The sequence below is a fragment of the Mesorhizobium sp. P2_D6 genome, from assembly GCF_056404315.1.
In genome coordinates, this window is record NZ_JBFUEG010000002.1 from 476,191 (window position 1) to 496,126 (window position 19,936).

Below are 19,936 nucleotides of genomic sequence, written 5' to 3' on the forward strand. Positions count from 1 at the left end.
CGGCCTCTGCAATAGCGATGACGGCTTTTGGTGAATGGACGGGATCGTAGGAAAGACTGCCATGAGGCGCAGAGCTGCCGTTCCTCCGCGCGCGAGACTGAACGGGTCCGCGTCGAATATGCGACCCTTTGCCGGCGGACGATCCATGTTCACGGTCTGGCCGCCGGAGAAACGCGTAAACGAAAAGAGACGTCAATTGCGCGAGCGGGATGGTCACTTCCGACAGACCAGCATACCGGTGCTCTTACAAAATAGCTGCATGATAACAGTCCGTTGGCTCTCTCACTCGGTGAGTGCCAATTTTTTTGGCCGGCCCCTTGAAACCGAAAAAAGGGAAAACTAGGTCACGGTGGCGTCAACACTGATGTGTCTCTCCGCGCAGCAGGTATCGGCGGCCTGATGCATTTGGTGGCTGACCGCGAACACTTTCGACGATCCATTGCCATGTGATGAAACAAATTGTTTTGGAGGTGGAGACATGATCACTGGCCGGTTGTGAAAGGCCGCGCTTTCTGCTGCTCGGTCCGCTCCAAGTCCTGCACCGTCGAGAGTAAGCGCAAGCCATGACTAACAGGCAGTTTGACGCGCCGGAATGGGTTTTCCGACTAGATCGAGAGCGTGGTGGGAGCGTATGCCCTGCTTCAGGATTAGCCGGCCTGCAGCCGCAAAGCCGGCATCGCAGGCGGGAGCGAGCCGGAACCGTCCGCGCAACCCTGATTGCCTTCGTCCGCCGCCATGGTTCGTCGGCGCCCGCGGATTTGGCTGGCGGCGCGTCCGGGACAAGTAACACCGTCTGAACGATTGATCATCCGACACGACCTCGTGCGGAGACCAAGCTGCAAACAACAGGAAACGTGAGATGACGATAGACACGAAGGCGAAAGAAACCAGAGCGTTCGAGGCGGATGTTTCGAGGCTGCTGCACATGATGGTGCACTCTGTCTATTCCGATAAGGACGTCTTCCTGCGCGAACTGATTTCCAACGCCGCCGACGCCTGCGAAAAGCTGCGCTTCGAAGCGGTCAGTCGGCCCGAATTGCTAGCTGACGACCCGAAGTTGCGGATCACCGTTTCCGCCGATGCCGATAACAAGCAGATCACCGTCGAAGATAACGGGATAGGCATGAGCCGTGACGATATGGCCGAAGCATTGGGCACGATCGCGCGCTCGGGCACGCGCGCCTTCGTCGAACGCGTCGGCATAGGCGGCACGGCCGACGATACGCAGTTCATCGGTCAATTCGGCGTCGGCTTTTATTCCGCCTTCATGGTGGCCGAACGCGTCGATGTCATCAGTCGCCTGGCGGGAAGCGACGAGGCCTGGCGCTGGTCGTCCGATGGCAAAGGCTCTTATGAGATCGCGCCGGCCCCGCTTGAAGCAGCCCCCATGCGCGGCACTCGCGTCGTGCTACACCTTATGGACGACGCCATCTCCTATACCGGTTCCTACCGGCTTGAGCAGTTGGCCAAGTCGCAGTCGGGCCATGTGCCGGTGCCGATAACGCTCATCGAGAAACCCGGCGCCGAGGCGCGCGACATTGCTGACGGCTCGGCACTCTGGGTCAGGCCGAAGAGCGAGATCAAGCCCGAGGAATACACCGACTTCTACCGCAGTGTTGCGGGCCAGTATGACGAGCCGGCCGCCACCATTCATTTCCGCGCCGAAGGAAGGCAGGAATACAGCGTGCTAGCCTTCGTGCCCGGTTCGCGTCCCTTCGACCTGTTCGACCAGGACCGTAAGGGCCGTCTGAAGCTGTATGTGCGCCGCGTCTTCATCACTGATGATGCCGACCTTCTGCCACGCTACCTGCGCTTCGTTCGCGGCCTGGTCGATTCCGCCGACCTGCCGCTCAACGTCTCGCGCGAGATGATCCAGGAAAGCCCACTGCTAGCCTCGGTCCGCAAGGGCCTGACAAATCGCGTGATTGGCGATCTTGGCAAACTGTCGGAAACCGAAGCTGAGGCCTATTCCAAGATCTGGGAGAATTTCGGCGTTGTCCTCAAGGAAGGGCTCTATGAGGACTATGAGCGGCGCGAGCAATTGCTGAAACTCGCCCGCTTCCGCTCGACTGCCTCGAGCGAAGGCTGGCGCGGCCTCGCCGACTATGTCGCCGCGATGAAGGAAGGCCAGAAGGCGATCTTCTTTATGGCCGGCGACGACCGCGCCCGGCTCGAAGCCTCGCCTCAGCTGGAAGGGTTCAAGGCGCGCGGCATCGAGGTGCTACTGCTCACCGATCCTGTCGACAGCTTCTGGGTGACGATGGCGCCGGACTTCGAGGGCAAGCCCTTCAAGTCGGTGACACAGGGCGTGGCGGAGCTATCGGACATCCCGCTGCTCGACGACGGGAAAAAGCTGAACACGGCGGCAACGCCGGAGGTCGATGCCTTCCTGGCTTTCGTGAAGTCGGCTCTCGGCGACGCCGTCTCGGACGTCAAGGCCTCCGACCGCCTAACCGAAAGCGCGGTCTGCCTTGTCGCGCCCGAGCACGGTCCGGACCGCCAGTTCGAGCGGCTGATGAACGCCGCCGGCCGCCTCGACAAGGCGGCCAAGCCCATCCTGGAAATTAATCCACGGCATGAGCGCGTGCTGGCGCTCGCCAGCCTCGGCGAAGACGAGCAGGCCTTTAAGGACGATGCAGCCCACCTTCTTTACGACGAGGCCCGCGTGCTCGACGGCGACAAACCAGCCGACGCCAGTGCGTTTTCGCAGCGTCTGGCGCGGCTGATCGCGCGCGGCCTGACCAAGTAATAGTCGCTCACTTCATAACTGACCCTTCCAGATCGTTGCGGCGATCGACCCGATTTGGGTTACCGCTTCGGCTCCAATGGCTCCAACCGAGGCCGGAGAGGCTCAGCGTCACTATGATTTGATGCTCTCGGGCCGCCCAAATCAGGCAGCTTCGGCTTCGCGCCGGGCCGGTGGCTATACCGATACGGCTGGCCCCGCGTGTGCCGGCCATCTTTCTCCTGAAATCATCAAGCCCGAACAGCTACTTTGCGGGCACCTTTGGATCTGGGCAATCAGGGTTTGATGAAAATTCCTCACACGGGGAGGGCAGATCGCCAAGCTTGCCGTTACGTTCCATGAGTTTTGCGAATCCATAGGCGAAGGCGAAGAGAAGCACCAGGACAACCACTATTCGGACGGCCATTCGGGATCATAGCAGGATCTCGCTAGCGATTTGAGCAGCTACAGGTAGAAGGCGAGCGCCTAATGCGTCTAGCGCTTCTTGTCCGGCGTCACGGCGTGGTTTGTGAAAACCAGGTTTGTGGTCGTCGCGCCTTGCCTTGCGACAGGGCTGGCAATAAAGCACCTTGATCAGATCCCAGTGCATGCAGCCGGTCACCCAGGCGGCGCGCGAGTGCCGGCACGTCGAGGACGACACAGCGTCGGCACGTAAGACAGTCGACTGATAGGCACGTGCCGATCTCGACTTTCTTGCCGATGACAAAAGGATATTTTCAATTGAGACTGAGGGTGCCCAAGATCGGCTGGGCACAAACGCAAGGCGAGCCAGACTACCCAGCCGTAGGTGGACGCGTTCCGCCTTGCGCTTCCTCGCGCTTTCCTGTGGACGCAGGCTGCCCGCCTGGCGGCGGCCGGTGCCAAAGTGCGTACCAAGCCGGACGCCTATATGCTTCGGCGGAATGTAGGGGAGCCACAATGGCCTACACTGTCATCTGGTATGGAAGACAGGGCATCGTCGACAAGATGACTTTCGACGTCGAGAAGGTCGCGAAAGACTATGCAATCTCCATGTCCAGACCCGAAAGGGCGACGATGGGATTGTGTCCGTTGAAGTTCGCAAGGACGACGGCGCTGTCGTATTCAGCCAAGCGGAGAATTAGGAAGGCCCGCGTCTCGCGCGGCCTGGCGCGGGCGGCTCTTCGCGGAGGGCCTTGCCCTGCTCCTGCTGGTCGCGTGTTCGCTTGTTGCAAACCCCGAAAACATAAGCCGTTTGAAAATGCGAAGGGAAAAAGCCCGCTGCCTGGGCGGGTGGGCTGTTGGGGCGGCAGCGGGCTTCGTTGCTAGGCAACATCGAGACCATGAGCCGGCGCTAATGCGGAAGACCTTAACGGAACCCGGACAATTTTACCGATCGGCCCGTCGCCTGTGGATACTGGGCAATGGAGTCCATGATAATGGATAACTACACCATTCAATCGCGGCTCGCAAAATGGCCGGCGCGAGCTGCCGGATGATACATGTCAGTTCTTGGGCATTTGAGGTGGTACAAGTTGAACGTATGGCGTCGTTGGTTCCTTATCAGGGCGAACACGGCTTGGGGCCCGCTTCCCGTGTTTGCCGCGCGACCTAATGTATTGATAGAGCGATTTCATATCGCTCTCCTCCATCGCTCGAAGATTATACCAAGGCATTGGTGGAGACGTTCTAATGCGCTTCAGCATTCCTACGAACCCAAGCTCGGTCATTGCCGAAGCATCTATCCGAAGATTGGTCGCATAGGTCGTGCCCCAGGGACCGCGCCAGCCGACCGAGCTGCCCCATCAAGGCCTTTTCAGGATCAATCTTGCCTTCTGCTTCGCTGTAGCCTTCGGTATGGCAATCGTGACACCCGCCGATGATTGATACCTGCAACCCCCGTTCGACCGATACTTCGCCTTGTGCGAGGGCTGCAATTGGTATCGTGAGGCCGGTTAATAGGAAAAACAGGCCGGTGACGCGCATCCTTCCCTCCCATTCGTGCCGCTAAGCATATATGAGCCAACGTCCGAAGGCGACGCCCGCGTCAAGGCCCTCGAATTTCAAACTGATGCACTGCCGGCTACCCGCCCGGTTGCCGGGTCGCCTGAAGGCAGTTAGCTGAATGGAAAACCTCGCCGCTCCATTCGCGAAGCGGCGAGGCCCCCAACCGCCCCAACTGCCGGGCCCCAACACTCGGCGCTTCTGACACTGCAAATCTGGTGCCAGCGGCAAATGATCCATTGTGGGGCAGGGTCACCGCGCGTTAGTCGTTGTCTTTCCGTGTCGAGCCTCACCAGCGCGAGCTTCGGCCGGCCCCCAGGGAAGCGCCCGCGTCCTGGCGCGTCCCTGTGGTTGTTCTTGGGCTAAATGCGCCGGCAAGCCCGCGCACCAATTGTGGTTGTCCAACGACCGCCTACTGGAAGTCAGCCCAGCTTGGCCCCCGGCCGTTGCACGCCGCCCTTCGCCCGATAGAAAGTGCTCGATCTATTAGGGGACGCTGATCGAACGCTGGCGCCGAAGTGTCGGTGGGTTAGGGTTCCCTCAACAGAAAGGCGCTGCCATGCGACAGCGCCCCATCGATTGCCGAAAGGCTTCTACCAGCCTTGTCGGGTATACCAGTCGTCGATATCCCGACGCACGCGATCCTTCTCAATCCCATAACGCTCCTGGATCTTGCCCTCGAGTTGGTCGCGCTTGCCGGCGATGCGGTCCAGATCGTCATCAGTGAGCTTGCCCCACTGCTCCTTGACCTTGCCTTTGACTTGCTTCCAGTTTCCCTCAACGCGGTTCCAGTCCATGTGAATAACCTCCTTGGTTTTACACAAATGCAAAACGGTCAGTCACCGCCTAGGTTCCAGAGGGAGCGGTTATTGAGGTGTGGCGACGTCTCCATTCACGCATGAACCAAAAGGGTCGCGGATCGTTCTGTGCGAAACAGATTGATGGCACATTGCGGAAAAATCGGACGCTAATCTCGTGCCGCAGAAACAAGGCCCTCCCGGTGCCGAAGCGCGCTTTCCGTTCGATAGAATGGCCGTCGAGCGATTTCGACAGGCTTTTCCGCGAGCGAGGTGGAGCGATGTACGCAAGAGCTGGTTCGTCCCGGGAAAGACGGCCACCCGCCGGATCGACCGCTGGTTGGCGCAAGAGGCAGAGATGTTGGCCATTCACGGAGACAGCAAGGGACGTGATGCCTTCGCCTTCGATCCAATATCGAGCCCATACCTGGAGGTGTCGGACGACCTACGTGTTCGCACGCCTTACTCGAAGACGATTCTTGAGGAACTGCGGGCAGTTCCGTGGGCAAGTTGGGACGACGAATTGCGGGCCTGGCGGGTGCCGTTCCGATCGTATGAAGAGCTACGGCGACGGTGGCCCAGGATCGAACGGGCTGCCCAACATGCCGAACCCGAAGCAAGGAAGCGACGACAAGAGGTCGCTAGAGAGACTGAAGCCTACAAGGCCGCACAACAGCGGAATGCCGAACGTCGCCGTCATCGCTATCCACTGCCAGCTGAAGATTTGCCGCCTCTTGGTCGGCCAGTTGCGACAGAGCAATACGGCATAGTCGTTTTCAATGAAGTGTCCGGCGAATTGGTTGAGCCGTTTGAGTTGACGGCTTCATTTCCAATGGCGATGCGCGCACACGTCCACTACGTTTGGGGCCGCTGGCGTTCGGCCACGCTCCCCGAATTGGTCAGGACGTGGCCCGCACGCAGTCCGCCAGGAGCGGACGAACGTTCGAGGGGCTGGTGGCAACCGACACTTACCGAACTAAGAGTTGCTCGTCGAAACGCCCGGAGCATCGAACGCAGAAAACAAAGTCGCGCCCTCAAGACGGGCGGTTGACATAGCTGTTTGACACTAATCAACCAGACCGCATCACACCCGGCTCTTCGGTGGGCGGATTACTACTGCGAGTTAGCAGCTCGGAATTATCACGCACTACGTCGGAAAAATTGGCGGTGGCAACCAGATAGCCTGCCTCGTCGTAAACCTTGATAATCGAGCCCGATTGATCAGCGCCGGTCGAGGATCCTGTCGACAGCGCGGCATGGGCCATTTCGATTGCTCTCGGGCTGGCCAGGTCGGCGCTGGAAAGCTCCTGCTCCAATGTCGTGGTCTTGCCGAACTCTACGATCTCAAACCGGAAATTGGGCATGGTGTCACCTCCTGCTTCCATGCAATGTCCAAGATGGCAGAGCGTTCCAAAGGACGGTGATCGTCCGGCGAAGCCAGGGGAGGAGGGGGCACGACGGTGCCCCCGATTCAGAGTTTCATTAAGCAAGACCCGGATACTGGGTTTTTACACCGCCGCTTTAGGCGGGGAACGGCTTTAGAAACTATTCAATCGTCCGAGACATTTGCGAGAGAGCGAGGTCGACTACGCTCAAGCGTTAGTCTGTCGCGAGGTCGCATCTCAAACTCGGACGGATAGCGCCGTTGGCCTTGATTGAATGTCGGCATTGCGCCTCATGGCAGTCGTTCATACGGTCCAGTCCGTTCACAAAAAGCGGACATCGCCCCGGCAGAGGCCGTAGCCGGCTTTGCGCCAAGAACTCACGTGAGCCCGGAGGGCGACCTAGCTGCATCGCGCTAGAATTAGGCACCTAGGGCGGAAAGCGGAGCTTCGCTGTACGTGCGAGTAGCGTTACAAGATGGGCGGTTTGTAGCCGGAGTATTCAGCTAGGTTGCGCATGGCATGGATGCATCGGAAGTCACGGGGGCAGAAGTAGCTATCCTGAAACAAATCTAAGGTGTTTGCCATGAATTACACTCCTCTAGGCCGGACCGGCATCAAGGTCAGCCGAATAGCCCTCGGCACGATGGAATTCGGCTGGCAGATCGATGAGGCGGGCAGTGTCACGATCATGGACGAAGCTCTCGACGCCGGCATCAATCTCTTCGACACGGCGGATGTTTATGGAGGCCCGCAATCGCCCGAAATGGAGAAGGGCTACGGCACCTCCGAGGAGATCATCGGCCGCTGGCTCGCGCAGGGCGGCCGGCGCAACCGGATTGTATTGGCGACGAAGGTCTACCAGCCGATGGATTCTGGTCCCAACGATCGCCGCTTGTCTGCCTATCACATCCGACGGGCCTGCGAAGCCAGCTTGCGGCGGCTGAAAACCGATCACATCGATCTCTACCAGATGCATCACGTCGACCGGGTCACACCGTGGGAGGAAATCTGGCAGGCGATGGAGCAACTGATCCGCGAGGGCAAGATCACCTACGTGGGCAGCAGCAACTTCGCGGGCTGGGACATCGCCACTGCCCAGTGCACGGCCGCGTCGCGCAATCTGCTGGGACTGGCTTCCGAGCAGAGCCTCTACAACCTCGCGCAGCGTACCATTGAGCTAGAGGTGATCCCGGCGCTGCGTCACTACGGGGTGGGCCTCGTCCCCTATGGACCGATCGGCGCTGGGTTGCTCGGCGGCGTGCTCCGCGGGGCAGCCCAGGGGCACGGCTCGTCGACGCCGCTTCAACCGCGGGTCGCCGAACTGCGCCCGCAATTGGAAGCCTATGAAGCGCTCTGCGATGAACTGGGCGAAGCGCCGGCCCTCGTGGCCCTCGCGTGGTTGCTCCACAATCCGATTGTCAGCGCGGTGATCAGCGGTCCCCGGACGGTGGTGCAGCTCCGCGAGAACTTGAAGGCACCCTTGCTGAAGCTTTCGAATGAAACACTGATGAGGCTGGACAAGATTTGGCCAGGCCCCGGCGGCGAAGCGCCGGGGGCCTATGCCTGGTAGGTTGTGGAAGTGACTGCTGTACCTACACAGCAACCGTGCTGGAAGATTTAGAGACGGCCCGATTGCAGATGGCCCCTCGCAATTGCGAAGTCTATGACCATCTGTGTCGGAATTCCAAATCGCTCGGGCCAGGATCAAATGGGTCGGAGCGCAGGTCAGAGATCCCGAGTGCAGCCATCCGGCATTAAAGCGGAGCGTCATGGCGTCCCAGCAGCAGAGCGATGCCAAACGCCGGAAGTGTTGCCACCGCGACCGCGAAGAAGACGAATTGCAAGCCGGCCGACGCGGCGACCATTCCGAGCGCCGGACTGCCGAAGCCAAGCGCCAAGTCGAGGAAGACGGTGTAGAATCCCATGGCCAGGCCGCGGCTGCGTGGCGGAAGACTGCTTACGGCCACGGCACCGAGACCGGGATAGACCAGCGAATAGCCGAGGCCGGTCAGCCCCGCTCCGATGGCCGCGAGTACAGGCCCGGGCGCAAGCCAGATCAACATCAGCCCTGCGGCCTCGACCGCCACGAAGATCACGGCGACGCGCGCGCCCCCTAACCTGTCAGGCAGGTGGCCGAAGCATAGCCTTGCCGCGATCAGCGAAGCGGCATAAGCGGTGAAGGGAAGCCAGACTGGCTGCCAACCGCGCTCGACAAAGAGCAGCGCGCCGAAGGACAGGATTGCGCCATAGCCGAGGCTGCTGAAAGCGGCTCCGATGCCGGGAAGCCAGACCGCTCGCGCCACGCTCTTCCATGATTGCCGCGTAGTGCTCGCGGCGGGGCTGGCACCACGCATCGGCAGGATGGCAAGCAGCGTCGGAAGCGGTAGGACGAGCGTCGCGAGAGCGATCGCCGCGAAGCCTCCGGCCGCGTAAAGCGCAGATCCGATCGGTGCGCCGAGCGCGAGCGCCGCGAACATCGCCGTACCCACCCAGGCGATGACCTTTCCGGAGTTCTGTCCGCCCGCAAGGGCCAGGCCCCAGGCGACGCCCCCGGTGATGATAAAGCTCTCGGCCGCGCCCAGCACCGCCCGGCCGGCGAAGAGCCAAGACGCGGACACTAGCGGCCGGTCAAGCAATGCCAGCGAGCCGAGATAAATGAACCCCGCCAGCGCAGCGGCAATGAGTCCGATAATGACGGCCCGCCTGCCGCCGCGGCCATCGGCATAATTTCCGGCTCCAATGCGCGACAGCATCGAGGCGACGAACTGGCTACCCGTCACCAGCCCGACGGCGAAGGGACCGAAACCGAGCCGCTGGTGAAGATGCAGCGGCAGGACGGGCAGCGCCAGGCCGATCAGCAGGAAGCCGGCGAAGACAGCCGCCATGATCGGCAACAGTTCCGCCATCGCGTCATTTCGGCCTGAGGTCCGCGCCATCGTGGCCATCGGTAACACCTTAAGAGCCGGGCTGTTCAGATCACTCGCGCTCGTAGGTCACGCGCCAGCCCTCGGCCGGATTGTCCGGCGTGAGGACCAGCTTATTATCCGAGACTTCGAATTTGCGCTTCATGCTTTGCCCGACAAGATTGCGGACCAGGGAAGACTCGACAGTGATGACGAAGGTCTTGTCCCGGTCGTTGATGGCGACGGGTCCGTAATAGGCTTCGTAGCCATTCCTTGTGTAAGGCGTGTCGGGCGCCTTGGCCTCGGGATTCTGCGCCTGTACCGAGAGAGTGCCGGCCTTGGTGAAAATAACCTGACCGGAATACGGTACGGGCTTGAGGTTTCCACCCGCGCCGACTTCTAGCGACGTCATGCGCCACGCGCCGACGATCGGGGACTCCCCGCAAAGGGCCGGCGTGGCGGCCGAAAGCGCAAGCGCAAACGCGGCGATCTTCAATCTCATCGTCATATGTCTTTGTTCCTTATCTGATGTGAGCGCGAACGGGCTGTCGCTCCCGATCCTCGCTCACACGGAGAGCATGACCTTGATCGCGCGGCGCTCGTCCATCGCGCGGTAGCCTTCGGCGACCTCGGCCAACGGCAGCTTGAGGTCGAAGACTTTGCCGGGCTTGATGCTGCCCTTGAGCACGCGGTCCATCAGGTCTGGCAGGAAGCGGCGCACCGGCGCCGGGCCGCCCAGCATCCGCTTCTGGCCGAAGAACAGTCTTTGGCCGTCGAAGCTCACGCCATGCGGTACGCCGACATAGCCGATCGTGCCGCCGGGCCGCGCGCAGGCCAGCGCCTGGTCGAAGGATTCTCCCGTGCCGACGCATTCCAGCACGGAGTCCGCGCCGACGCCCTTGGTCAGCTCCTTGATGCGCGCAATGCCTTCCTCGCCGCGCTCGGCCACGATGTCGGTCGCGCCGAATTCGCGGGCAAGGTCCTGACGGCTCTTGTGGCGGCTCATGGCGATGATGCGCTCCGCGCCCAGCTCCCTGGCCGCCAGCACTCCCATCAGGCCGACCGCGCCGTCGCCGACGACCACCACCGTCGACCCTTCGCGGACCTCGGCCGCGTCGGCCGCATACCAGCCGGTGCCGAGCACGTCGGACACAGCCAGCAGGTCAGGAATCAGTTCGGCCGACGGCACCTCGGCAGTGGCGACCAGTGTGCCATCGGCCAGCGGCACGCGGGCGTAAGGCGCCTGCGCGCCCGACATGAACTCGCGCTGCACACAGGACGACTGGAAACCGAAGCGGCAATGCGGGCAGGTGTTGTCGGAGAGGCAGAACGAGCCGACGACGAACTGGCCGGGACGCACCGTGCGCACCTCTGCACCGACCTCGACGACGATGCCGCAATATTCATGGCCCATATGCATGGGACCGTCTACGTTTTGGAGCCCTCTATAGGGCCACAGGTCCGATCCACAGATGCAGCTTGCCGAGAGCTTGATGATGGCGTCCGTCGGGCGCAGGATTTTCGGATCGGCGACTTCCTCGCAGCGGATGTCGCCAGGCTTGTAAAGAAGGGTTGCGAGCACTTTGCTTTCCTTTCGATCAATCGACGTCAGGCGCCGTAGTCGGCGTCGCTGACATGTTCCAGCCAGTCCACCACCTTACCGTACTTGACCTCCTGGAGAGCAATATGGGTCATGGCGGTCTGCGGCGACGCGCCGTGCCAGTGCTTTTCGCCGGGCGCGAACCAGACGACGTCGCCGGGCCGGACCTCCTCGATCGGGCCGCCCTCGCGCTGGACGCGGGCGAGGCCGGACGTGACGATCAGCGTCTGCCCAAGCGGATGCGTGTGCCAGGCGGTGCGGGCGCCCGGCTCGAAAGTTACCTGCGCGCCCTGCACCCGCTCGGGGTCGAAGGGGTTGAAGAGCGGGTCGATCCGCACCGTGCCGGTGAACCAATCAGCCGGCCCCTTGCCGGAAGGCCTCGTTCCAGCGCGAACAATGTCCATGGTGATCTCCTTTGTGTCATCAAACGCGTTCGATGCGGAGCGAGAAGTCGCCGCGAATGTGCAGGGCCTTTTCGCCCTCGTCGAATCGGCCGAGCCTGATCAGCCCGGGATGGCGATAGTCGGCGTAGAACATAGCCAAGTTGCCCCAGAGCATGAAATAGCAGAGGTCATAGGGCTGCTCGTTGGCGAACGGACCGCTTCCATCCTCCGTTAGCTTGCGCGGCAGATAGGCGATCTTCTCGTTATGCGCGTAGTCCTCGATCTTGAGGTCCAGCGGCAGCATGGAGAAGAAGTCGCGCGCCGACGGATTGTCGTAGAGCGTCGCGGTCATGGCGCGGCCGTTAAAAGTCATCCTTATCTTCATGTCGGTGGGCTCCTGGCTGGCTGGGGCCTTGCCCTCTTGGCTGGCGGCTGCGCGCGGCAAGGCCGCCACCGCGAGCGCGGCGCCGAGCAATGTCCGGCGGCTGAGCGTCGCATGCTCGATGATCATTGCGAGGATCTCCGGGCCATATGCGCTGCGGCGAAGGCGGCGAGCGCCGATCCGCAGAGCAACATCGAGGCAAAAGTGAACGCTCCCCACCAGCCGACCGTATCGAAGAGCGTGCCGCCGAGGGCGGCGCCCCCGGTGATGGCGAGCTGGATGACGGCGACCTGCAGCCCGCCGCCGGCCTCCGCGTCGTCCGGCAACGTGCGGCTGAGCCACGTACCCCAGCCAACGGGCGCGGCCGTGCCGAAGAAACCCCAGGCAACGAGCAGCAGCGCTGTGGGAACTGGCGAGGCACCGAAGGCAACGAGCGCAACTGCTAGCGCGGCCATGACCAGGGGGATGACTATGAGAATGCCGAACAGGCGCGTCCGCAAAAGCCGGCCGACGCACAAGGTACCGAGGACCCCCGCCAGCCCCATCGCCAGCAGGATCGCCGAAAGCGCGGCGATATCAAGCCGGGTGGCGCTCTCGAGGAAGGGGCGCAGATAGGTGAAAAGCGCGAACTGGCCCATGAACAGCATCATGATCGACGCCATGCCGATGGCGACTGGAAGACGGCCCAGCAGCGCCAGCGGATTGCCTGGACGTTTCCTCTGGCGCGGGGGCAGCGCAGGAAGGCTGATCCACTGCCAGACCAGCGCCAGCAGACCGAGCGGCACGACGAGAAAGAAAGCGCCGCGCCAGCCCACATAGGCGCCAAGAAAGCTGCCCAGCGGTGCGGCAATCGTGGCGGCAAGGGCATTGCCAGCGTTCAGCATGGCGAGGCCCTTTGGAACGATGTCCTGCGGCATCAGGCGCATGACGATCGCGGTCGACATCGACCAGAAGCCGCCGATGGCGATTCCGAGCAGCGCGCGGCCAACCATGAGGGACGCATAATTCGGCGCAAAAGTGACAGCGAGCCCGGAGACGATGAGGAGAAGGGTAAAGCCGGTCACGACCAGCCGGCGGTCAATCCGGCGCGTGAGGCCGGCAACCAGCAGGCTGGTCACGACAGCGAAAGCACCCGAAATCGAAATCGCCTGTCCGGTGCGGCCTGCGGTGATGTCGAGATCGGCCGCGATCGGGGAGAGCAGGCTCACCGGCATGAATTCCGACGCGATAAGCACGAAGACGCAAAGCGCCATCGAAAGCACCGCACCCCATGCGGCGCGGTCTTCGATGAATCTGGTGTCGTAGGTCGTTTCCATTAGTTGGCATCCCTGCAACGCAGCTGGGGCTGATCAGTCGCCTTCCTCGTCGTCATGCCCGGAATATATCGCTGAGGAACCCATTCTATTAGTCTGAGTAATTCGCATGGACTTATCTGCTTGTGATATAAATGTCCGTTAGGAGGCGACCATGCAGCGCGATGGCATGAAAGATCTGATCTGGTTTGTGGCTGTCGCTCGCGAGCGCAGCTTCACCAAGGCGGCGGCCAAGCTTGGTACCTCGCAGTCGACCCTAAGCTCGACAATCAAGGATCTGGAAGCTCGTCTTGGAGTCCGTCTGCTGACGCGCACGACGCGGAGTGTCGCCCCGACCGAGGCCGGCGAGCGGCTTTTCCAATCTCTTGTTCCCCGCTTCGAGGAAATCGAGGCCGACCTTGCAAGCCTGGTGGCCTTTCGCGACAAACCCTCCGGAACGGTCCGCATCACTCTGTCCGACCATGCGCTCCAGACGACTGTCTGGCCAAAGCTGCAGCCCGTGCTTAGCGACTATCCCGACGTGCGCGTCGAGCTCTACAGCGACAACGGCATGAAGAACATTGTGGAGGAGCGCTTTGACGCAGGCGTGCGGCTCGGCGAGAGCATCGACAGGGATATGATCGCAGTGCGGATCGGTCCGGATTGGAGGCTCGTGGCCGTGGCTTCGCCAGAGTACTTTGCCCACCATCCGGTGCCAACCGCACCCCAGGATCTGGTCGATCATGACTGCATAAACATGCGACAGGCGACTTTCGGCGGATTGTATGCCTGGGAATTCGCCAGGGATGGGCGCGACCTTCGCGTGCGGGTGGAAGGCCAACTCACCTTCAATTCGTCCATACCCATGATCGAGGCTGCGATACGCGGTTGCGGGATCGCCTATGTCCCGGAAAATCTCGTAAGCCACCACATCACCAGCGGACGCCTCAGGCTGGTGCTTGACGACTGGAGTAAGCCATTTGCGGGCTATCACCTCTACTACCCGAGTAGGCGGCAGCTCTCGCCTGCGATGGCGGTAGTCGTCGAGGCGCTCCGACATCGCATCTGAGCCCAAGCCAATCCACTCTGACTTCTACGCTGCGGACAGCTTGCCTTGCGCTGGTTCGGTGAGGGGACGACGCGGACGTATTCTAGACTAGGGCGGGCGGAAACCCGCTCCCTTACCTGCGCTACAACTCGTGCTGCAGCTCCAGATTCGGCGAAAACAGCGGAATCGGACCCGGCGAACGGCTGCTATCCCCATGAGGCTCTCCGAACCAGACAGTCTGCAGTCGGCCCGAAGCTGCCTGTCCGAAAAGCGCCCTCATTTCAACCGTCGCATGGCTCGTTCAGGTCCTCCTGAAAGCAGCCATGGTTGGGCCCCGACCTCCACCTGTCTTCGTCATGGGACGCGGACGATCATCTCCACTTCGAGTTGCAACATTGGGGTAAAGAGGGACTGCACCCCCAACACGGTGAGACTCGGCATTGTTCCGGCAAGCATCGCTTGGATCGGTGCATAGGCCTCGAGAAAGCGCTCTGTTGTGCCATCGACAACATAGATGCGGAGCATAACGATGTCGTCTGTCGAGGCGCCTAGTTCTTGGAGGGCAGCCTTCAAGCTATCGGCAATGAGCTCCGCTTGGCCACCTACTGTCTCTGGCACCGCCGAGCCGTCGAGCGGGGATGCAATCTGCCCCGACAGGTAGGCCAACCGCCTTGCCTGGGCGACGCTGATTTGTGAGTGACCGTTCGCGGTCGAATCCCACATCGTTGACGGATTGTGACGAACCACCGGGGCGGTATCGCGAGGGGACATGGCGGACATAGCTATTCTCCATCGTGTTTGCTTGACGCGCGACTGGGAACGGGAGGTGTTCTGGCGCTACAATTCGCGATATAAGCGATCTATTGGGGAATGTGTGTCCCCACACAACGGACGGGGGATACCTGTTGCGAGACGAACTCGATATCGGAGTCATCCGGGCGTTTATCGCTGTGGTGGACGCTGGCGATTTCACGTCGGCTGGGCGAGCGCTGCGCATAACGCGATCGGCTGTAGGGAAGGCCGTTATCAGGCTGGAGGAGCGTCTTGGCGCAAGGTTGCTTAACCGAAGTACGCGCCGAGTTTCGCCCACTTCGGACGGCCTCCTTTTCTACGAACGCTGCGTTTCGCTGCTGGCAGATCTGGAAGAAGCAGAGGCGGCAGTCCGGCACCGTGAGCAAAAGCCCCGTGGCACGATAAAACTGTCCGTTCCTGATGCCTATGGCCGGCTACGCATCTTGCCGGTTCTGCAGGAATACCTCCTCCAATGGCCAGAGATCAGGGCAAAGGTGACATTTTCCGATCGCATCAGTGACCTCGTTGGCGGCGGCTATGATCTCGCGGTTCGCATAGGGGGACTTGAATTCAGCACCGGCCTTGTGAGCCGCGTCATTGATCGGATCGATGGAGTCCTGTGCGCCGCGCCGTCCTACCTCTCCAAACGCGGCCAGCCAGACAACCCCGAAATGCTAAACGAACATGACCATCTGGCATTTGGCCGCGACGGCCACTTAATGGCCTGGTCGCTTCAGGCCGGTGATGAACTGGTGAAAGTTAGGCATGCGCAAGCGAGAATGGTCATGGATAGCGCCGATGGCCTGCGTGCCGCAGCGATTGGGGGGCTCGGCATCGCCAGTCTGCCAAGCGCAATTGTGGCGGCCGATCTCGAAGCGGGAAGGTTGGTCCCCCTTCTGGCAGAGTATCAAGGTGAACCGCTACCTGTATACGCGCTCTACCCGGATCGTCGCCATATGCCCTCGAAGGTCCGAATGCTCATTGATCTGCTCGTTCAACGTCTGGCGCAAAGCGGGCGAACGACGGATTTGTGACAGCCTCGGCGGACCTACGCCTTCTCAACAGGGCTGACCGCTTTTGGCCATTTGGCCGGGCTCGTTGAACGACCGAGTTGGGGTCGTATGGAGAACGGCAGTTTGTCTCAAATGCCTGCCGAGACCTGACAGTCCGGTTACGGCCCCAAACGCGACGTCTAAGTACTGGCTTGGTACTTTCGCGCGTCCATACCGAAGTCGAGAACGAGGTCGGTCCGGTGTCGATCCTCGTCAACTCTGCCGGCATCGCCGGCAAGAATGCGACCGTCGAGGATTATGATCCCGACGAATGGCGCAAGGTCGTCGAGATCAATCTCAACGGCACCTTCTACGTCAACAAGGTGGTGATCCCGTCGATGAAGGCGCGGAATTATGGCCGCATCGTTAACATCTCGTCGGTGGCCGGAAAGAAGGCAATCCGAGCTTGTCGGCTTACTCTGCCGCCAAGGCCGGCGTGCTGGGGCTCACCAAGTCACTGGGCAAGGAACTGGCCAAGTACGACATCGCCGTGAATGCCATCACCCCCGCCACGGCTAATACCCGGATCTTGGAAACACTCACGAAAGAGTTCATCGACTACATGCTGGTGCGCATTCCCCGCGGGCGCTTCCTGGAAGTTGAAGAAGCCGCCGCCATGGTGGCCTGGCTCGTCTCGAAGGATAACTCCTTCACGACGGCTTCGGTCTTCGACCTTTCGGGTGGCCGGACCACCTATTGAGGAAGCGACAATGCAGCGAATGGGTTCGTGCATTGGACTGAAGCCCGCCGTGATCCCGGCCTACCGGGAACTGCATGCGGCCGTGTGGCCGGATGTCCTTGCCGCAATCACGAAGGCCAACATTCGCAATTACTCGATTTTCCTCCGCGAGCCCGAGAACATCCTCTTCGCTTACTGGGAGTATCATGGCAACGATTTCGCCGCCAATGCCGCCGTGATGGCGCAAGACCCGGCGATACAGAAATGGTGGACGATCTGCGATCCCATGCAGGAGCCGCTCGAGACCCGCGGCGAAGGCGAGTGGTGGGCACGCATGGTGGAGGCCTCCACCATGATTGACAGGGCCATTCGCAGCCGTTGCCTGTAAGTTTGCTTTCGGCGCGAGGTTCACATGAGATTTCGGTATCCGCATTGGGTCCCAAAGCGGGCTCTCTTCAGTAGAAGCGCACATGACCGCTTTGCGCCTTGTCGGCTGTTGAGATCAAATTCACCGTTTCCTCAAAGCCGTCGTTCGGCTTGGGCGACATGATGTCCGGGTTTGGCCCAAGCGGACACGGGTCCACAGCGCCAGCCGTTGCCTGCGACGATCGAAAGGAGCGTGTTCGTGATGGTCGCACCGAAAGTCGTGGGACCTGGCGGCACAAAGACGCCTAGAGTGGACATTGCTGCCAATCTAAGATCACCGGGACAGAAGTTATTGAGCGTTGCCCAAGGCCTCGCGACAGCATCCCTAGTCGAGTTCGATGATGCTGCAGCCATAGGCCGGGAGCGACAGCTTACCGCCGCGTACTTTGCCATCGCCGAGCAGATCCTTGCCCGCGGGGACATTGCCTATGCTTGCCAGTTCGCCCAGCGTGTTGAGGATGAACAGCAGGCGGCGGTCCTTGCTTTCGCGGATCGTCGCCTCGACGCCGGCCGGCATGTCGGCGACGAGCGGGACGATACCGGCGGGCGCCAGCACCTGATCGGCCAGCACCTCGACCAGAGCATCGCTGAGGTACGTGCCGAGGTAGATCACATTGCCCTTGCCGACTTTGCGCGAAGTCATCGCGGCTTGGCCTTCGGCGAAGCGGCTGGCCCAGCTGCCGATAACCTCCGTGCCGGGCGCGACGTTAAGCAGCTCATAAAGATGCGCCGCCGTCACCTGCGCATTCCCGATCTTGAGCTCGTATTGGCGGCTCGCCGACGTCGCCGGCAGCTTCTTACGCACCGTGTTGGCGCCGAAGCGGCCGCCATGCTCGAACAGGCCCTCGCCGCCGATCGGCGTCAGCAACCCGAACTCCTCGACCGTGATCCCGGCCAGCGCCGAGAGCCTCTTACCCGGTGAGGTGTCGCGGATGACGTGGTTGTTGACGTCGCGTGATCCGGTGCGGCCGCCCAGGATTACCGTTCCACCCGCCTTGGCGAAGCCCTCGATCCGCGCCGTCCACGCATCGGTCCATTTCAGCCAATGCGGCACGTAGAGCGCCTTGAGCTTGCTGAGATCATCCTCGGGATGGATGAAGCCGCAGGCGATGTTGTGACGGTAGCAATAGCGGTGCAGCAGCGTCGCATCGTCCTGGGGGCTCGGCATGCCGATAGGGCAGGAGCGGTGCATCTCCTGATTGTCGAAATCTGATCCGGCGATGCCCAAATCCATGCGCACATGCGTGCCGAGGATCTTGTCCTTGAGCGCCGTGACCTCACCCGCAAACTGCTTGGCCTCGTCATAGCGCCGCCGAGGGATGTCGTCGTGATCGATGATGCCCATCCAATAGATCTCGGCACCGAAATGCGCCGGCCGCCAGCGGAAGAACATCACGCCATCGGCGCCCCGCGCCACTGAGGTATAGGCCATGCGGCGCATCTCGCCGGGTTCGGGCGTCAGCGTCGAGAAGTTCGGCTGCGCACCGAAGCCCGATTGCTGCTCGGGCACGATGAAATTGCCGGTGAAGCCGCGGCAGAGATCGAGACGCAGCGCCTGCGCCTCGCCGACGCTTCCGACCCGCTGCATCTCGTCATCGAGATGCGGGTAGATGTCGAAGCCGAGAAAATCGAGATCGGTCGAGAACTCGCCGCGGAAGTCAATGTCGTCGATCCGGCCCAAATTGTGGAAGACGAACCAGTCTGGATTGGTGGCGCGCAGGATCAGCACCTGATCGTGCTGGAACCGCGCCGTGACGAAGGCGAGGAAGCGGTGATAGTCGACCACATGGGTCGGCCCGACCGGGGCAGGAGCGTAGTCGAGGGGCAGCACCACTTGATCGAAATCGTCGTAGGCGGTGGCCCAGAAATGCCCGCCCCACGCATCGTTGAGCGCGGCGATGGTCTTGTACTTGTCCTTGAGGAAGGCCTGGAACTCGGCCAGAGTCACCGGACCGTAGGACAGCGATCCAGAGGTATTGAACTCATTGTCCGTCTGCCAGCCGATGATGTGCGAATTGCCGCGATAATGCTCGGCCATCGCTTGAGTGATGCGCTTTGAATGCTCGCGGAACACGCCGCTCGCAAGATTGGCATGCTGGCGCGAGCCATGGCACATGGCGCGGCCATTGGCATCGACGCGCAACACTTCGGGATAACGCGCCGTCAGCCAGCGCGGCGGCGTCGCCGTCGGCGTGCACATGATGGTCTTGATGCCAGCCTTGCCCAGCCCATGTATGGCGCGGTCGAACAAATCGAAGTCGAACGTCCCCTCATGCGGCTCGAAGATATGCCAGGCGAATTCCGCAAGTCGCACCGCGTTGAAGCCCGCGGCTGCCATGCGGTCGGCGTCGCGTTGCCAATAGCTCTCATCGACATGCTCCGGGTAATGCGGGGTACCGACGAGGAAAGTGTCGGTCGCGATCGGCCGCCAGACAGAGAGCGGGGCGGATTTCGAGGCAGTCGTCATAGTCGGAAAACTCCAGGCGATA

The 19,936-nt window shown here is 61.4% G+C and carries 17 protein-coding genes and 1 pseudogene; 7 read left to right on the forward strand and 11 right to left on the reverse strand.

Annotated features, from left to right (window positions below):
- Positions 1-859: 859 nt before the first annotated feature.
- Positions 860-2,749, forward strand: a complete 1,890-nt coding sequence (htpG, locus tag AC1D1L_RS05465; RefSeq protein ID WP_477339458.1) for a molecular chaperone HtpG — start codon at positions 860-862, stop codon at positions 2,747-2,749.
- 1,644 nt (positions 2,750-4,393) lie between these two features.
- On the opposite strand, the gene AC1D1L_RS05470 is transcribed toward htpG, so the two are convergent.
- Positions 4,394-4,690, reverse strand: coding sequence for a hypothetical protein (locus tag AC1D1L_RS05470; protein WP_477339460.1), 297 nt, complete (start codon positions 4,688-4,690; stop codon positions 4,394-4,396).
- Positions 4,691-5,301: 611 nt separating this feature from the next.
- On the reverse strand, positions 5,302-5,505 hold the full coding sequence (locus AC1D1L_RS05475) for a CsbD family protein (RefSeq protein WP_120018918.1): 204 nt from the start codon (positions 5,503-5,505) through the stop codon (positions 5,302-5,304).
- 232 nt (positions 5,506-5,737) lie between these two features.
- Here AC1D1L_RS05475 and AC1D1L_RS05480 point away from each other — a divergent pair, with 232 nt between their 5' ends.
- The gene (locus tag AC1D1L_RS05480; protein ID WP_477339765.1) at positions 5,738-6,556 is read left to right on the forward strand and encodes a hypothetical protein; all 819 of its coding nucleotides are present in this window, start codon (positions 5,738-5,740) and stop codon (positions 6,554-6,556) included.
- A 19-nt stretch (positions 6,557-6,575) separates the two neighbouring features.
- On the opposite strand, the gene AC1D1L_RS05485 is transcribed toward AC1D1L_RS05480, so the two are convergent.
- Positions 6,576-6,869, reverse strand: coding sequence for a hypothetical protein (locus AC1D1L_RS05485; protein WP_477339462.1), 294 nt, complete (start codon positions 6,867-6,869; stop codon positions 6,576-6,578).
- A gap of 604 nt (positions 6,870-7,473) precedes the next feature.
- On the opposite strand from AC1D1L_RS05485, the gene AC1D1L_RS05490 reads away from it, so the two are divergent.
- Entirely contained in the window at positions 7,474-8,460 is a 987-nt protein-coding gene (locus AC1D1L_RS05490) for an aldo/keto reductase (RefSeq protein ID WP_477339464.1), read from the forward strand.
- A 184-nt stretch (positions 8,461-8,644) separates the two neighbouring features.
- Here the strand turns inward: AC1D1L_RS05490 and AC1D1L_RS05495 are convergent, their stop codons facing one another.
- From AC1D1L_RS05495 to AC1D1L_RS05520, 6 genes are read right to left on the reverse strand one after another with little or no spacing between them, the layout of a single operon-like run.
- Entirely contained in the window at positions 8,645-9,835 is a 1,191-nt protein-coding gene (locus AC1D1L_RS05495) for an arabinose transporter (RefSeq protein WP_477339466.1), read from the reverse strand.
- Between the two features lie 31 nt (positions 9,836-9,866).
- Positions 9,867-10,301 (reverse strand): lipocalin-like domain-containing protein, encoded by a 435-nt coding sequence (locus tag AC1D1L_RS05500; RefSeq protein WP_477339468.1) that lies wholly within the window; start codon positions 10,299-10,301, stop codon positions 9,867-9,869.
- 57 nt (positions 10,302-10,358) lie between these two features.
- Positions 10,359-11,375 carry a zinc-dependent alcohol dehydrogenase family protein gene (locus tag AC1D1L_RS05505; protein WP_477339470.1) on the reverse strand — a complete coding sequence of 339 codons (1,017 nt, stop codon included), beginning with the start codon at positions 11,373-11,375 and terminating at the stop codon, positions 10,359-10,361.
- A 26-nt stretch (positions 11,376-11,401) separates the two neighbouring features.
- Complete coding sequence (locus AC1D1L_RS05510) at positions 11,402-11,797, reverse strand: (R)-mandelonitrile lyase (RefSeq protein WP_477237006.1); 396 nt, start codon at positions 11,795-11,797, stop codon at positions 11,402-11,404.
- 19 nt (positions 11,798-11,816) lie between these two features.
- Complete coding sequence (locus AC1D1L_RS05515) at positions 11,817-12,287, reverse strand: cyclophilin-like fold protein (protein WP_477339472.1); 471 nt, start codon at positions 12,285-12,287, stop codon at positions 11,817-11,819.
- On the reverse strand, positions 12,284-13,474 hold the full coding sequence (locus AC1D1L_RS05520) for an MFS transporter (RefSeq protein WP_477237010.1): 1,191 nt from the start codon (positions 13,472-13,474) through the stop codon (positions 12,284-12,286). Before AC1D1L_RS05520 ends, AC1D1L_RS05515 begins: the two co-directional genes overlap by 4 nt.
- Before the next feature lie 151 nt (positions 13,475-13,625).
- Here AC1D1L_RS05520 and AC1D1L_RS05525 point away from each other — a divergent pair, with 151 nt between their 5' ends.
- Complete coding sequence (locus tag AC1D1L_RS05525) at positions 13,626-14,519, forward strand: LysR family transcriptional regulator (RefSeq protein WP_477339474.1); 894 nt, start codon at positions 13,626-13,628, stop codon at positions 14,517-14,519.
- Between the two features lie 333 nt (positions 14,520-14,852).
- Here AC1D1L_RS05525 and AC1D1L_RS05530 read toward each other — a convergent pair whose 3' ends face one another.
- The gene (locus AC1D1L_RS05530) at positions 14,853-15,278 is read right to left on the reverse strand and encodes a RidA family protein (protein ID WP_477339476.1); all 426 of its coding nucleotides are present in this window, start codon (positions 15,276-15,278) and stop codon (positions 14,853-14,855) included.
- Between the two features lie 125 nt (positions 15,279-15,403).
- On the opposite strand from AC1D1L_RS05530, the gene AC1D1L_RS05535 reads away from it, so the two are divergent.
- The 3 genes and pseudogenes from AC1D1L_RS05535 (at position 15,404) to AC1D1L_RS05545 (ending at position 17,409) form a co-directional block, all read left to right on the forward strand.
- Positions 15,404-16,324 (forward strand): LysR family transcriptional regulator, encoded by a 921-nt coding sequence (locus AC1D1L_RS05535; protein WP_477339477.1) that lies wholly within the window; start codon positions 15,404-15,406, stop codon positions 16,322-16,324.
- A 200-nt stretch (positions 16,325-16,524) separates the two neighbouring features.
- Positions 16,525-17,042 (forward strand): annotated as a pseudogene (locus tag AC1D1L_RS05540) (SDR family NAD(P)-dependent oxidoreductase); the annotation flags it as partial.
- Between the two features lie 10 nt (positions 17,043-17,052).
- On the forward strand, positions 17,053-17,409 hold the full coding sequence (locus tag AC1D1L_RS05545; RefSeq protein WP_477339479.1) for an L-rhamnose mutarotase: 357 nt from the start codon (positions 17,053-17,055) through the stop codon (positions 17,407-17,409).
- Between the two features lie 363 nt (positions 17,410-17,772).
- On the opposite strand, the gene AC1D1L_RS05550 is transcribed toward AC1D1L_RS05545, so the two are convergent.
- On the reverse strand, positions 17,773-19,914 hold the full coding sequence (locus AC1D1L_RS05550; protein WP_457153240.1) for a beta-galactosidase: 2,142 nt from the start codon (positions 19,912-19,914) through the stop codon (positions 17,773-17,775).
- Positions 19,915-19,936 lie beyond the last annotated feature (22 nt).

Excerpts from the sequence above, each read along its gene's own strand:
- htpG (WP_477339458.1), top strand. The coding sequence starts at position 860 with ATGACGATAGACACGAAGGCGAAAGAAACCAGAGCGTTCGAGGCGGAT.
- AC1D1L_RS05470 (WP_477339460.1), bottom strand. The coding sequence starts at position 4,690 with ATGCGCGTCACCGGCCTGTTTTTCCTATTAACCGGCCTCACGATACCA.
- AC1D1L_RS05475 (WP_120018918.1), bottom strand. The coding sequence starts at position 5,505 with ATGGACTGGAACCGCGTTGAGGGAAACTGGAAGCAAGTCAAAGGCAAG.
- AC1D1L_RS05480 (WP_477339765.1), top strand. The coding sequence starts at position 5,738 with ATGGCCGTCGAGCGATTTCGACAGGCTTTTCCGCGAGCGAGGTGGAGC.
- AC1D1L_RS05485 (WP_477339462.1), bottom strand. The coding sequence starts at position 6,869 with ATGCCCAATTTCCGGTTTGAGATCGTAGAGTTCGGCAAGACCACGACA.
- AC1D1L_RS05490 (WP_477339464.1), top strand. The coding sequence starts at position 7,474 with ATGAATTACACTCCTCTAGGCCGGACCGGCATCAAGGTCAGCCGAATA.
- AC1D1L_RS05495 (WP_477339466.1), bottom strand. The coding sequence starts at position 9,835 with ATGGCCACGATGGCGCGGACCTCAGGCCGAAATGACGCGATGGCGGAA.
- AC1D1L_RS05500 (WP_477339468.1), bottom strand. The coding sequence starts at position 10,301 with ATGACGATGAGATTGAAGATCGCCGCGTTTGCGCTTGCGCTTTCGGCC.
- AC1D1L_RS05510 (WP_477237006.1), bottom strand. The coding sequence starts at position 11,797 with ATGGACATTGTTCGCGCTGGAACGAGGCCTTCCGGCAAGGGGCCGGCT.
- AC1D1L_RS05515 (WP_477339472.1), bottom strand. The coding sequence starts at position 12,287 with ATGATCATCGAGCATGCGACGCTCAGCCGCCGGACATTGCTCGGCGCC.
- AC1D1L_RS05520 (WP_477237010.1), bottom strand. The coding sequence starts at position 13,474 with ATGGAAACGACCTACGACACCAGATTCATCGAAGACCGCGCCGCATGG.
- AC1D1L_RS05525 (WP_477339474.1), top strand. The coding sequence starts at position 13,626 with ATGCAGCGCGATGGCATGAAAGATCTGATCTGGTTTGTGGCTGTCGCT.
- AC1D1L_RS05530 (WP_477339476.1), bottom strand. The coding sequence starts at position 15,278 with ATGTCCGCCATGTCCCCTCGCGATACCGCCCCGGTGGTTCGTCACAAT.
- AC1D1L_RS05545 (WP_477339479.1), top strand. The coding sequence starts at position 17,053 with ATGCAGCGAATGGGTTCGTGCATTGGACTGAAGCCCGCCGTGATCCCG.
- AC1D1L_RS05550 (WP_457153240.1), bottom strand. The coding sequence starts at position 19,914 with ATGACGACTGCCTCGAAATCCGCCCCGCTCTCTGTCTGGCGGCCGATC.